This is a genomic window from Limnohabitans sp. T6-5 (assembly GCF_003063315.1).
Lineage (GTDB): Bacteria > Pseudomonadota > Gammaproteobacteria > Burkholderiales > Burkholderiaceae_C > Limnohabitans_A.
In genome coordinates this window covers 268,371-281,556 of sequence record NZ_NERV01000002.1, presented here as the reverse complement: position 1 = coordinate 281,556, position 13,186 = coordinate 268,371, and the positions used below count along the sequence as shown (strand labels likewise).

The 13,186-nt window shown below is 53.0% G+C and carries 9 protein-coding genes; 3 read left to right on the top strand and 6 right to left on the bottom strand.

Going from position 1 to position 13,186, the window contains the following annotated elements; all coding sequences use genetic code 11:
• Window positions 1-21: 21 nt before the first annotated feature.
• From B9Z51_RS06935 to B9Z51_RS18180, 3 genes are all read left to right on the top strand, one after another.
• On the top strand, window positions 22-960 hold the full coding sequence (locus tag B9Z51_RS06935) for a site-specific integrase (RefSeq protein WP_108373145.1): 939 nt from the start codon (window positions 22-24) through the stop codon (window positions 958-960).
• A 129-nt stretch (window positions 961-1,089) separates the two neighbouring features.
• The gene (locus tag B9Z51_RS06930) at window positions 1,090-1,524 is read left to right on the top strand and encodes a hypothetical protein (protein WP_108373143.1); all 435 of its coding nucleotides are present in this window, start codon (window positions 1,090-1,092) and stop codon (window positions 1,522-1,524) included.
• Between the two features lie 469 nt (window positions 1,525-1,993).
• Complete coding sequence (locus tag B9Z51_RS18180) at window positions 1,994-2,314, top strand: hypothetical protein (protein WP_146187702.1); 321 nt, start codon at window positions 1,994-1,996, stop codon at window positions 2,312-2,314.
• 3,664 nt (window positions 2,315-5,978) lie between these two features.
• Here the strand turns inward: B9Z51_RS18180 and B9Z51_RS06915 are convergent.
• The 6 genes from B9Z51_RS06915 to B9Z51_RS06890 all read right to left on the bottom strand — a co-directional run bounded on the left by B9Z51_RS06915 (window position 5,979) and on the right by B9Z51_RS06890 (window position 13,182).
• Window positions 5,979-7,580: a type II secretion system protein gene (locus B9Z51_RS06915; protein ID WP_158272844.1), complete on the bottom strand. Its 1,602-nt coding sequence runs from the start codon at window positions 7,578-7,580 to the stop codon at window positions 5,979-5,981.
• A 29-nt stretch (window positions 7,581-7,609) separates the two neighbouring features.
• On the bottom strand, window positions 7,610-8,182 hold the full coding sequence (locus B9Z51_RS06910) for a type II secretion system protein (RefSeq protein WP_233254866.1): 573 nt from the start codon (window positions 8,180-8,182) through the stop codon (window positions 7,610-7,612).
• Between the two features lie 81 nt (window positions 8,183-8,263).
• Window positions 8,264-9,361 carry a hypothetical protein gene (locus B9Z51_RS06905; protein ID WP_108373133.1) on the bottom strand — a complete coding sequence of 366 codons (1,098 nt, stop codon included), beginning with the start codon at window positions 9,359-9,361 and terminating at the stop codon, window positions 8,264-8,266.
• A complete protein-coding gene (locus B9Z51_RS06900) occupies window positions 9,358-11,277 on the bottom strand; it encodes an ATPase, T2SS/T4P/T4SS family (RefSeq protein WP_108373131.1) in 1,920 nt (639 codons plus the stop codon). The genes B9Z51_RS06905 and B9Z51_RS06900 overlap by 4 nt, the downstream gene beginning before the upstream one ends.
• Complete coding sequence (locus B9Z51_RS06895) at window positions 11,277-11,771, bottom strand: hypothetical protein (RefSeq protein WP_108373129.1); 495 nt, start codon at window positions 11,769-11,771, stop codon at window positions 11,277-11,279. Before B9Z51_RS06895 ends, B9Z51_RS06900 begins: the two co-directional genes overlap by 1 nt.
• A complete protein-coding gene (locus B9Z51_RS06890; protein WP_108373128.1) occupies window positions 11,761-13,182 on the bottom strand; it encodes a hypothetical protein in 1,422 nt (473 codons plus the stop codon). The genes B9Z51_RS06895 and B9Z51_RS06890 overlap by 11 nt, the downstream gene beginning before the upstream one ends.
• Window positions 13,183-13,186 lie beyond the last annotated feature (4 nt).

Below are 13,186 nucleotides of genomic sequence, written 5' to 3'. Positions count from 1 at the left end.
TGCGCCGTTTTTTTTTGGTTTATGAATCAGCTCATTGACTTGCGTGACCTGCTCGCTGTTTACACCCGGTACAAGCTTTTGAGGCCATCGACAGTTCGGTCTTACGAAGATGCCATTCGCAATATGGAGCGCTTTGCGTTGACCTCCGTCCGACTGGAGTCACTGAATGTGGATGTGTTGCTCTCACACCGCGCTTGGTGCCTGGAGCGCATGCGACCGACGAGCTACAACAAGCACCGACGTCACCTTCGGGCACTGATCAATTTTGCCATTGCCGAGGGCCGAGTTCAGTCCCAACCCTTCGTCAAAGTAGGCCCAGCTCCTGTGGGGGCCAAGCGGCCGAAAACCGTTCCATCTTCTTGGTACAGGCGCACGATGACCTTGCTGGATTCAGACAGCGTGAGTGGCTTGAATCCGACCAAATTTTGGCGTTTGTTGTTTTCAGTGATGCACTTCACAAGCATGCGTCGGCGACAGATAGTTGAACTGAAATGGGAGCACGTTTTGTTGTCTCGCTCAGCCCTGCTCATGTCCTCAGAGGGCTCTAAAAGCAAGCGGGAATGGCTTGTGCCCGTGCCAGCTTGGATCAGCCAGGCACTACGTGAACTGCGATCTGAGATTGTGCTGAAATCGGGCCTGCCTGTACGACCAGATGACCAGGTGTTCTGCCTGCCTTTGCTGTCGCTTGGGAGGATCAAATCACCCGGAATGCTGGACGAGCACATCAGCCGTGCATTTGAGGCTTTGTCGCGGCATCTTGGGTACACGGTGAGCGCACATCGCGTGCGGCACACAAGCGCCACGGTGATGCTGGAGCGAACCGGCAACATCAAGGCGGTATCAGACATGCTGGGACACTCGGACATTAAGTTGACGGCCTCGACGTATGTACATCCCCGCCTGGGTTCATTGAGACGTGTGCAGCAGTCGCTCACGGGGTACAAGATAGAGCAGAACTAGAGCAGAACGCATAAGCAAATGCGCCCAAATTTGGGCGCTTTTTTTAAAAGAGACGAATTTCAAGGGAACATTTGACGTCTTGATTTTGCTTGAACAGCATAAATTAGAGACTTCAAAGAAGGAGTTTCTATGCTGACTGACCAACAAATCCAATGGGTCAACCTAATGCAAGATTGGGATGCGTCACCCGAATCAATTTCGCGCGCTATCGAGGTTCCAGTCGATCAGGTCATTGAAATTGTTGGAGACACAAATCTTCAATCGAACGGCCGAGACGAGTTAAAAAAAGCGCTTGTAAAAGACAATGACGAGTTGACCATGTTTTGGCTCCTGTTTCGCGAATCGTGGCGCAAAACAGAATCACCACTGAGTTGTGCCTATGCCTATTCCTATTTAAATAAAATGCTTAGACCAAATTCAACAGTCACATTCGAAGCCTGTGTTGAATTGATAGAGCTTGTTGACAGTGCTTTCGCCGCGCTCAAGACCTGCTCGAACTGCGGCCGCATGATGATCAACATTCCCTTTTTGCAGCCTTATGCGAGAGAATGCTGCCGTGCCTGATTTCGAATCAGGTTGCAAATGCAAAAGGGACCTGGGCCACCGAAATTTTCAGAGTTTGGAATGGAAGTGCGAAAGCAGATGCCATTGGTGCCTGTGTGTGGGGTATGGGCGCCAAAGCAACGAGTCTTGGTGATCTCGCCAATTGTCCAACTGGCTCTGGATTCATGGAGATGAAGGTAGAGAATCTCTCGTTGCCTTGAATCGAATTTTGAGGATGCCCACTCACTGTGGGCATTGCTCATTTCGACCTCACGAAGTGGCTGATTTCGAATCAGGCGGCCATTCCTGCAGGTTCTATGTGCGGGTCAAGCATAGGCTTTGCCATGGGTGAAACTGGTGAAATATCATTGACATCTAAAATTGACTGCCTAGGCCTTAGCCTGGACAAGGGTTGTCCATCTGGATATTTAATGCGCGAGGTTTACTTCGACCGAAATATGGGCTCACGCTTCTTTTCTTGTGTGAAGACATGATTTCGAATCAGGCTACAGGCATCCGTTCTTGGACAAGTCACTTCGTTGGGCAGCAGAAGTGTGTGCAGGGAAGTTGGTGCATCGCAATTCTTGATGATGGTCGTTTACAGCTGACATCTGGAGGATATTTGGAGGGTGTAAACGATGTCCCTTACGCAAATAACTCTTCAGCGTTTACGTTGGACGGGTGGCAAGCTGACGGTGGGTATATTCAGGGTTCAATTATTTCGGCTAAACCAATCTTGAACAACTCAAATAAATCAAATTTTTTGGGCACACCATCAGAAATTATTGATTGGGTAGTGACTATTCGTTGATTTCGATATCGATGCCCGCTCAATGCGGGCATCGTCTTTTTCGGTCTGGTAGATATCCTGATTTCGAATCAGGCAACAGGATTGCCATCGTGGACGAGTTATTTTCTTGATCAAAGCAGATGCTCTTATGGGGTATGCGCCACGATCTTCAGTGATGGCCGAATCCAATTTCCGCAATGGGGACCAGAAATTTTTGATGTTCCATTGGGGAATAATCCAATTGAAAGAAATAAAGTAACGGGAGATGGTGCATGCGTTTATACCCATTCAAGCATTTTTATTGGCCCCATTTTGAGCAACGCAGACAGACTTAAAGGCGCAGCCCCCTCGAACTGGCAGGTGCTCTATGGAAGTTATGACTCGATATGCCAATGAAACTGAACATGTGGGGTCTACCGTAAAAAACGATGCAGGGTCGTTTTTTACGGACTCCCGAAGCGCCTGATTTCGAATCAGTCAACTGGCGTGCGTGCATGGACGAGCTATTTTCTTGGGCAGCGTAAAGGCGATTACCGAATTAATAGTGACGGATCAATTACAACTGTATATGGATACACATTCCCAACGCCAATCGGTAACTCTACAGTCCATGACGCTACCCCTAGCCCAACATGCTGGGACCATGAAATTAAACCAGTATTTACCAACGCCGAAGCTTTGAATGGCTTCGCTCCATCGAATTGGAGCGTCATTACTACCAGCTGGAAGTGCGGCTGATTTCGAATCAGGGGGCGTATGGACCGAGCTGGACCTCGTACTTTCCTGGTCAAACGAAATGCACTGTTTCTGGATGTCTGGAAATTAAAGCTGATGGTTCATCCGTCTTTCGGTATCCAGTTACAGGGGTGACGGGGGGGCATTACCCCGCACCTTTTGAATTAACGCCAGTGGGTCACTATGCTGGATGCGGTCAAGGAGGCGCTATGAATGGATCAACTGTTGCAAGTCCGGTCGGAATGAATATGGTCGCGGGTGGACCTCCTACTGGTTGGACCTTGGTTTTTACGGCTGATAATGGCAACGCCTGTTCTGGGCCAAATTAAACTTCAGTGCTACCCGCACATCGCGGGCATTTTTTCGTTCACTCACTAATGCGCCTGATTTCGAATCAGAACGCAGGCCAGCGCTCGTGGACGAGCTACTTTGTCGGGCAAGAACGATGCGACACCACGAGTTATCTTTGGGGAGGGCCTTGCTACAAAATCTTGAGCGACGGTCAAGTACAACAAATCACATATCCAGGCGGCATTCCAACATATAACCCTTGGACCGGCCAAGGTGGACCAATTTATCCAACTCCGTTTGGTATGAATGCGATCAGTTCGGTTTGTGGTCCCACCATTCAACCCCAAAATGCGAACCTCGCACGATTTCAAGGGATACCTCCTACAGATTGGGAGGTCATTGACTCTTCCAATCCAAATTGCATACCAAGCGGTAATGGATCGAGCGCGGACTGATTTTTAAGGCGATGCCCGCTTGAAGCGGGCATCGCCTTATTGAACCTTGTGAAGAGGCTGATTTCGAATCAGAGCACAAGAGGCACATGGGCGACTGAGCCATTTATTTTCACGCCTGAGCCAGGCGTGGACTATGCGGAACAAGTCGTCTGCGTGTGGGGAATGGGCCTCACTGAAGTTCGAAAACCCTGGGGGCCAGGTACAGTGCCAGCGCCCTGTCCAACAGGCTCAGGCCTGGTCACCATGCACATTTACAACAACACTTCTGGCGGCGGCATCTGATCTGATTTTGAAGTCGATACCCGCAGAGAGGGCATTGATAGATTTCTGCCGTTGAAGCGCCTGATTGGCAAAGTTGATCCCGTCAAAAGGCGGGCTCGAATCCAATATCAACAACCGGTGTCGTACTTCAAACTGTGAAATACCCAGTCAGAAGGTGGTAGCCCATTCAGGCGCTCCGCACTTGAGAAAACGGGCTCGACTCTGACTTCGGAAATGTAGCTGCACCCATCACCGGCTGAAGACGATTTTGCTGAAAGCGCCGTCCATGCATGTGGCACGTCAAATGTTGTGCTGACAGCTGCTCTGGATGTTTGGACTCGACCATCGCTGAGGATGGTCGCACAAGCTGGCCAGTCAACACTGTCGCATTTCTGCTGGTTCAAAAAGTAGCTTGTCCAGGATCGAACACCTGCGCTCTGATTCGAAATCCGCCAACGGATCGATTCAATATCCGGCTACTGCTTTGCACAGATCGTATGGCTTATGAATTGGCTCGAATCTCCAGTTCCTTCGCTTGAAGTCCACGACACCAATTCTGAGTAACCATCCGGGCAGGAATTCGGTCTCCCGTCATAAAGTGTAGCTACTGACACCAGCTTAGGTGCCGTTGTGTTTTGATTCGAAATCAGGCGCTTCGAAGGGTTAAAAAAGATGATGCCCACATCAGGTGGGCATCGTTAGCTGACGCCATCAAAGGGCAAGGGAATCACAGCTGCTCGGACTGTCAATGTTCCAATTCGATATCGTCGTTGACAAATTGAAAGCCCAAGAAGTGGGAGCGCTTCCTGCAACAAAACTTTGCCCCATTGAAGATGCACTCAGATGATATTCAGTCCCAGATGCATCAACAAAACACCTCGATAAACCATTAAACATGAAAGGTGCGTTCGCTTGCCAAATTTCTCGACCATAGTGACTTGTAAAGGTTAGACCACCGTCGCTACGTATGCTCACGCAAAAATTTAGACCATGCGCTGTCTTACATTGCCGCTGGTCTAAAAAATACGCAGTCCAACTCTTGCCATATGCTGACTGATTCGAAATCAGGCTCGTTGGTAGAAAGCGAAACCTGATCCTTGATAACGCTTAATTTGTTTTCGGACAAGCCGATTCGATCCATTCTGGCAACGCCCCATTGCGACAAGTCCATGATTTGGGCGCTGTGCCATTCAATCTGTTTTCATCTGTCACTATTGGCCATACAGTAAATGTGATTTGCCCCTCCGAGCCGTCTGCTCCTGCTGATGACTTAGCAAATCCTACAGCCGAATTTCCAGCTGGAACTTGGGACGTAAAAATTCCACTGCCATGTCGAAACTTGACTCGACCGTCTGACAAGATTTCTACACATTGGACGCCCCACTCTGATCGATAACTTTCACAGCGAATCTCACCTAGAAAGTTGCTTGTCCATGACCGCTGGCCTGTGCTCTGATTCGAAATCAGTCTTTTATACAGGTAGCCCATGTTCGATCTTCCGATGTTCTTTTGGTGTAACCAGAGGGGCAACTGAAAGTCCATAAGTGAGCAAACGGTCCAGGCGTGTATGGGTTGTATCCATTGCAGGGAGAAGACGATACAGTCATCGTGTCCATAATTCCCAAAGTCGAATAAAAACCGCAAAGTGATCCTTGCACAGGTGTAGCCTGATTCGAAATCAGTACGCAGGCGCCCCCCGATAAAGTTGAACCAGCGGGGCAAGAAGGAACTGAGGTTGGATCTACAGATGGAGTTCCAGTCAATCGATCAGTTCGAGAAAGATCAATGGTCGACCGAGGCCGTGCCATTTCAGTGTTTTGAGCCATTGAGTCGACTGGCTGCACTGATGCGTACAGTGTCAGGCAGGACATCAGAAATCCTGCGATTTTGGTTGTAATTTTCATAGCGTTCTCCTTGGTGGTAAAAAACTTCTGGTTAAAAAATCAGTACGTGCAATAAGACATCACGATCACGTCGCCTGCAATAGTTCCGCCATTGCCGTTCGTGATGCGCAATGTCCAGCTGGTCCCGTTGTCAGTGATGAATCGGTTGACGAATTGAATGTTTTGCTGCTCATTGCCGGGGGTCGCTATCAAGCGTGTACCTGTTGACCCGGCTCCACAGCTTGGTTTGGGGATCACAGAGCCATCGACTGCCCGCCAGGTCTCTGCCGCCACCATGTAGCCAAATCGGTCCATGAGGGAGGCCCACTGACCATTCGTGCAGATGAGCATCACGCCAACACTTGAAATGGCGGAGGTGCCATTGGTTGTGCATGCGCCGCCACTGGATGCAGATCGAGAGATCGCCACCCATTGGCCGGAGGTCTGGTCACAGATTGCAAGTCCACCGCCTGAAATTGAGCGAAGCACGGTTGTAGCCGCCGTTGTCACCTGGGTGGCGCCCACTTGAGCAGCCGCGCTAGAACAGGCCTGGCCAGGAACAACAGGGTCAGTCAGGCCCAGAACCGGCGTGGCCATGGAGTTGCGTGATCCAGTGCGGCCGCTGTCATGAACTGCAAGGCCATCGACCCCGGAGCTGGTTTGAATGGTGAAAACCGTCCCTGCGGCCCGAACGCCCAGCGTGTTGTCTCCAAACACGCTGCCCATCGCAGTCCAAAATCCGGCATCACCACGAATTTTTCCGGCTGTATCAACGGTGTAGTTGGTCCCCGTGGCACCCACTTTGACCATGCCTTGTGGCCCGGTAAAAGTGCCTGTCGTGGCATTGAGCTGCCCCAGGCAATTGATGTTGATCACTCCAGACTTGAGGATCTGCACGCATACCTGACCTGTGGCCGGGTCCACCACAGCCAGGTCACCGTTTACCCGCATCGCTTCCCCGGTGGCATTTGTGCCGCTGACCGTGAGCCCCCCCTGAAAATTCGGGTCCCGGTTGTCGTTCATCTTGACGAACGTGTCGTAAAGCCCTGCATCCACATTCGATTGACCGCACACGATGCCGGTCACCGCCCCCAAGGGGTTGGCGATGCTCATGTTTGCGCCCCTGACCAGGGCTGGATTGTCCGAATGAGACCGTGCACCTCGGCCAGACATGGCCATCATCACATTGGTGGTTTCATCGTCACGGTATTTCCCCCGAACTTGGTATGCAGCCATCAGGCATGCGTTGGCCGTGATGACGCAGTTTGCCCCTGGGCAGCCTGACTTGGTCACGTAGACCTGGGCACGCTGATTGGATGGGGTCCAGGCGGGAAAACCGGAAGCCAAACGGCCTGTAGCAATCAATTCGTCCCGCGTGGGGGCCAAGTCATTGACAATTGCAGGCACATCAGTTGCTGCGGCAAGAGCCATGTAGTTGACCAGGATGTATTTCTGGCCAGCTGATGCGAGTGTGTCCAGGTGAATGCCTGTTGCCTGAGCCGTGGCGTCGTCTGAGATCTGCTGCAGCTTTGTGCTGGCCCAAAGGGCCAACACACCGGAGATGAGTATGGCGATAGTCAGCTCAAGCAGGGCAAAGCCCTTTTGCCGACGAGCGGCATGACCAGTACTGCGCCCTGTTGGACGGGGCTGATGGGGGGGCATACTCAACTCCTTGTGCATGTCAGCAACACTCAGCGGAACGTGAAGACAAAGGCGTTTGTGTCGCCGCCTGTGCATGCGTCTTGCGCAGCCTGGCCGTTGTACGCAGTGCCAGCTGGGATGGACTTGACCACGGTTCCGTTGATCGAGATGATTTCTGCCGTGTTTTGGATCTGTGTGCTGAAACTTGGGCACGCACCGTTGTGCACCGTGGGGAACGTCACGGTAAAGGAATCGCCGCCCGTTGTGATCTGTGCCGTGGCCACGGTTACCAGGGAGCCGGTTGCGCCCAGCGAATGGGAAACAGCAGCGGCGGCACCAGCACCGGTCACTGTCATGGCCGTCGAACGATCGCGCAGCGTGTTGGCCAGTGTGGCTGTAGTGACGCTGCTGTAAGGCGTTGGGCCTGCACCTTCGGTATTGGCCCGGATGCGCATCACTGCCTCAGCAAGCGCCTTGGCATGCGATTCAACTCGGCCCTCGATCATGTAGGCCCGGATTTTGGGCATTGACAGATAGGCAAGAACCGCGATCAAGATGAGCACAATTGTCAGCTCAAGCAAGGTGAATCCGCGTTGAACCAAGTTGCGATTTTTTTTCGTCATGCAATGAGTAGGGTTAATGACGGGGTTGATGCTGGCGTTTTCCATGAGGATCTCCTTTGAAGGGGTTAAGAAATTGTTAAATCACTGATGCGAGGTCATCGCATTCATCATCACGGTCTTCATTTCTCCGACCGTAGATTGAAAAGCTGCAACAAGCACAACGACTACTGCGAGTGCTGAGAGCAGCAAAATCCATCGCCAGACGATCATCTGGCGCACAAGCTTTGGCAGCCACAAGTCTTGAATGCTCTGAGCGATCACGCCGAATGCCTCAGCCAGGGGCTTTGCCCGAGTTACATCCATCAAACGCCAGTACATCGGTTGCGTGAAAATGCCAGTGCCAAACACTTCTGCGGAAGCCGCACCGGTCGCATCAATGTGGTCAATGACCCGCTGCAATTGCCAGCTTTTCCAGGTAGAGGTCGTGCTGCTGGCAAGCACTTCGATGGCCGAGCGCAAGGTCAGCATTGCAGATGCGTTTTTGCGCGTGAGGGTCGCCATGGTCAGGGCCGCTCGGATGCCAAACATCTCGTGATAGACGCGGTACAGCAAAATTTTTCTGTCTGCCCAGTCCCGGCCTGGTCCTACCCATCCATCCAGTGACCAGACGACCCAAGCCAGAGCAAGGGCGAAAATCACACCGATGTAGGGGCCGTACAACTTGACAAAATCTGCCCAGGCGGCAAGGCGACGGCCTACGGGTCCCCAGTCGGATGTAGGCACCTCAAATGCTTGCATCAACACGCCTACGCCCCAGGATGGCATGAAGGCCACAGCAATGACTGCAATGGCCATGGCCAGCAAGCCGACCCCAACAGATGTCTGTGCTGCTGACTGCAATTGCCGCTTGATCTTGGCGGTCTTGGCCAGGTCTTTGAGTGCGCCGCAAATGGCATCGCTGCCAAGATCTTGCTGAACTCGGATGATGGCCACATCATCGTCCGGCAAAAACCCCTCCCATGTGGCGGCCAGATCAGCACCAAGTTCTTCGTACCGTTCGGCCCAAATTTGCGACAACTGCCCCCGAGGCGTGCCTTCGTACCTGGCAGCGTCAGACTGAAAAATTTCAAGCTGCCGAATATTTTTGGCAGTCTCAAGCAGTGATCCCAGGTCTTCGTAATAGTCGGGCAACTGACGTGCAAAGGAGAGCATGGCCAGCTTTGTGTTCAGTGAGTTCATGCGACCCCGCCTTCAGTGGATTTTTTGGAGACAAATGAAGGGGTTGATCCAAAGATGTTGGCTCGTGAAGCATGTCGACGTGCTGACAGCATTTTTTCTGACGCAGCTTTGGCTTTCAGGGTCGAAAACGGTTCAAAGTGGTGTTCGATCTCGTAGGGATCAATGAGGCCCTTTGTGGCTTTGAGCAAGGCAATTTCCATGGCAGATTTGCCGACCAGATTGGATGAAGTCAGGTCCCCATCTGATAACCCTCTCCAGTACCGCTGCAGGTCAACTTTTTTACCCGCCAAAATCAACTCGCACATGGTTTCGTCGGGCTCGATCATCTCGGCCACCACGGTGCGTCCCAAGTAGCCAGTCAGGGCCTCCAGTCCGTGGCGACGGCATTTAGGGCAGCCTTGTGGATTGCGCACCCTAAAAACCCCCTGCCCCAGTCCATAGAGGCCTTCAATGTCATCGAACATGCGCTGGTGCTTTGTCAGGGCATCACCTTGCAAATCATCGGCCAGCTCTTGAGGCGTCAAAGCACATTCGCAATTGCGCAGCAACAAGGCTTGGTAGACGTTGAGCTTCAGCATCCCGGGGTCACCCAGCACATCCAGTGGAATGCCGACCTGAGGCGATGCGAACTTGGAGATGATGCCCAGGGCACTGCCCGCATGTGTTGTGGTGTAGCAGCTGTGTCCGCTTTCAAGAACGGCGCGAACCACCTTGCCGGTGGTCACATCTCGCACCTCTCCGAGCATGAACATGTCCAGTGCCGAGCGAAATAATGCGCGCACGCCCGCTTGAAAATCTCTGTCATCGTCACCGACCAGGTCGCGTGAAATGGTCTTTTGGTGCAGGTTGTCGTTTTCAATTTCGACTGGGTCTTCAAACGAAACAATCTTGGTGTTGGGGGGCAGCAAGCCCATCAAGATCGCCAAGGTGACGGTTTTGCCCGAGCCTACCGTGCCGGCCAGCGTCGTCAAACCGCCTTTGCCCATCACCACCCGTCGAAAAATTTCGACTTGTTCCGACAAATACCCTGCCTCTTCGAGCGTTTGGACGATACGGCTGCTGCCAAGCGGCTGCAGCCTAAACGTCACCGTACAACCCTTGTCGGTGGCCATGGAGGCCCAGCGAAGGCGCAATCTCGATTGCGTGCTCAGCGTGACATCAACGTTGCATTGCTGCTCTTGGCGGGGCTCGAACTTGCTGCCAGCACCGCCTTTGCTGTGCTGCCAGGCAATCCCCAGCATGGACATGAGCGTCTCGGTCGGCAGGCTCCACCTGGGCATGGTGATGTAGCGGCCATTGATCTTGAAAAAAACCTGACTTTCGTGCGCTGCGTGGCAGATTTTGAAATCAATGTCGTTGGCCCCCTGGGAGTGAGCCCACTCCACAATGTCCATGAACGATTGCCACAACGCCGATTGCGCACTGTCGCCCATACGGGCACGGACCATCCGCGTTTGCTGGGCAGACACGTCATCGGCCACAACGGCGGTGAGTACAGTCACTGAACACCACCATGCCTGCACACCAGTTTCATTAGGTGTGATGCCTCTGTGCTCCAGTCGTTCAAGCACAGAGCGCACGACATCGGCAGATGCCGTCCTGGACACCAGCAGTGTTGCCCGCGTCTTGGTAGCGTCAGTGCTCAGTACAGCAATAGAGGCAGCCAGGCTCGGTGCCAGATCCAGCTCGCGATTGAGGCATGCCTCAAATCCCACGCGGGTCAGGCCCTCGATGCTAGTGATGGGTTGAGGGTCAAAAACCAGACCCGCAAAATCCGCCGGAGCTGCTGCTTCAAAAGCGTCATGCTTCGTGGACGAGGCATCCGAAGACTGTGCGGCACTGATGGTGGATGCGGGTAAGCGCAAAACCGATTGGTTAGGCTGAGGAGCCTTGGGGGCGCGAAACATCGAGAGCATCAACGTACTCCTTGTGTGGACGTGGCCAGGGCGCCAGGTACAGGCGTGGGCGGATAAGGCAACGGCAGCAAGGGCGCTTTGGTGGTGGAAGCCGAAAGGCTCGGCTGATAGGCTTTACCGGTCCAGCAAGCGGTTTTCGGGCAAATGTCCCCTGCCTTCTTTTCTTGCCCCAAGATGACGCAACGCGAATGCATGTCCAGCGCAATCACTTTGCAACTAGCGGTCTCTGATTTGAGAATCGCCCCCAGTGAAAGCGCACGGAAAACCTTGTCGTTCAGATGCATGTCCACTCGCAGATCGGAGGACTGACCGTAAATCGCATCAAGGGTGATGCTCGCCGTCACCCTATCTTGTTCCCGAGGCTGAGACACCTGCTTGTTTTGCACGGGTTGGGATAAAACATCCCGAATCGTCACTGTCTGTGACTGCTGACCATGAGCGCTGAGCGCCATCACGAACATCAAGGCCACACACCAGATAGACTTACTTTGCATATACGGCTCCTGTCATGTCCAGAACGATCTCTGGGCGATCTCCGGGGTTCATGGTCAGGCGTGCGGTTTGCCAGTCCACTGGTAATGCCACAAACTCCTTGAAGACTTGGAAGCGTGCACGCAGAGAAATATTCGCTTGCTGGAGCAAAACTGCGTTGACAGGCATGTCAATGACACGCCCATCTTCGAATTTAGGAGGCTGCACCTGGATGGATGCAAACTTGATGTCGGAGGTAGACATCAGACTGCCGAGATTGCTTTGCACGATGGAGGCGGTTTGCACGAGATGATGGTTAACCGTCTCCAGTGCATCCTGTGCAATTGGCATAGCCGCATGTTTAACTTGCCAGGTCAATTTCAGCGCCTTGGCGGGCAGATACTCCACTTCAAATCCTGTAGGCACGTTGACCTTGGAATTCGGAGCGAAGGACTTTCCAGTCGTGGGCTCAGGTGCTGAATAACTCGCCTCGCAAGACCATAATTTGGTCTCATTTGCAAAACTTGAAGTGCACTGTGCGTTTTGTAATGCCCAGCCTTGAAGCTGCACGGGCAAAGGCAGAAAACTGTCAAACAGCTTTTGAATATCCAGGTGATGTGCTCGTTTACCCAGTTCCTTGGCAATCACCGCAGCCCAAAGCTGCTGCCCCTCTTCTTTTTGACGCAACTTTTTAGCCTGGGATTGAGAGACCTTGTCATCTTGCTGCTGCTGCAGATAAACCTCATAGCTGAGCAATCCAACGACCAACAACCCTAAGGCGATCTGAACGGGCACTGGGATGCGTTTGAATAGGCTTTGTGCGCCCACCTGTTGAACCCGCGCCCATGATCCTGGAGGCATGAGCATCAGGTCGGCAAATGCGAGCAATTCGGAGCCACCGGGCACATGCTGCAGATCCGAATGGACAGGCAGGGTTACCCCGCCGTCCTTGATTTGACGCAGGCGCTCGATGGCATCGGCAATCGAATCCATGATCAGCTCGGCCCCTGAGGGTTTGCCGTTCTGAACCGTGCACAGCCAAACACGCTCATCTGGTAGCCGCAAAGCAAACAAGCCATCACGGGCATGTTGTGCTGCCAGCATTGCAGCGCTGACCAGGTTGTCAGCCCTTTTGAGGGTCAAGCGCCCCAGTCCCAAAATCGCAGGTGCGACCACCATGTGTGTCGCTCGCACTTTGAGGGCGGCGTTTCTGCTGGTTTTGCTTTGAGTGCCTGCTGTGACCACCGCTTTCCATGAAAGCCCCAGCACCAACGTTTTATTGCCCGAGCTGCCTTCCAGCAGGGTCAGGTCAGGTGCCACTCCTTGCGCACTCTTGGGCTTTCGCGGACGAAATGCGCTGAATACTCGATTGGTGGACTCTGTGGCGGCCGCACGTTGGGGCGGCATCAGCTTCCTGCGTTTTTTCCAAAACATGGCT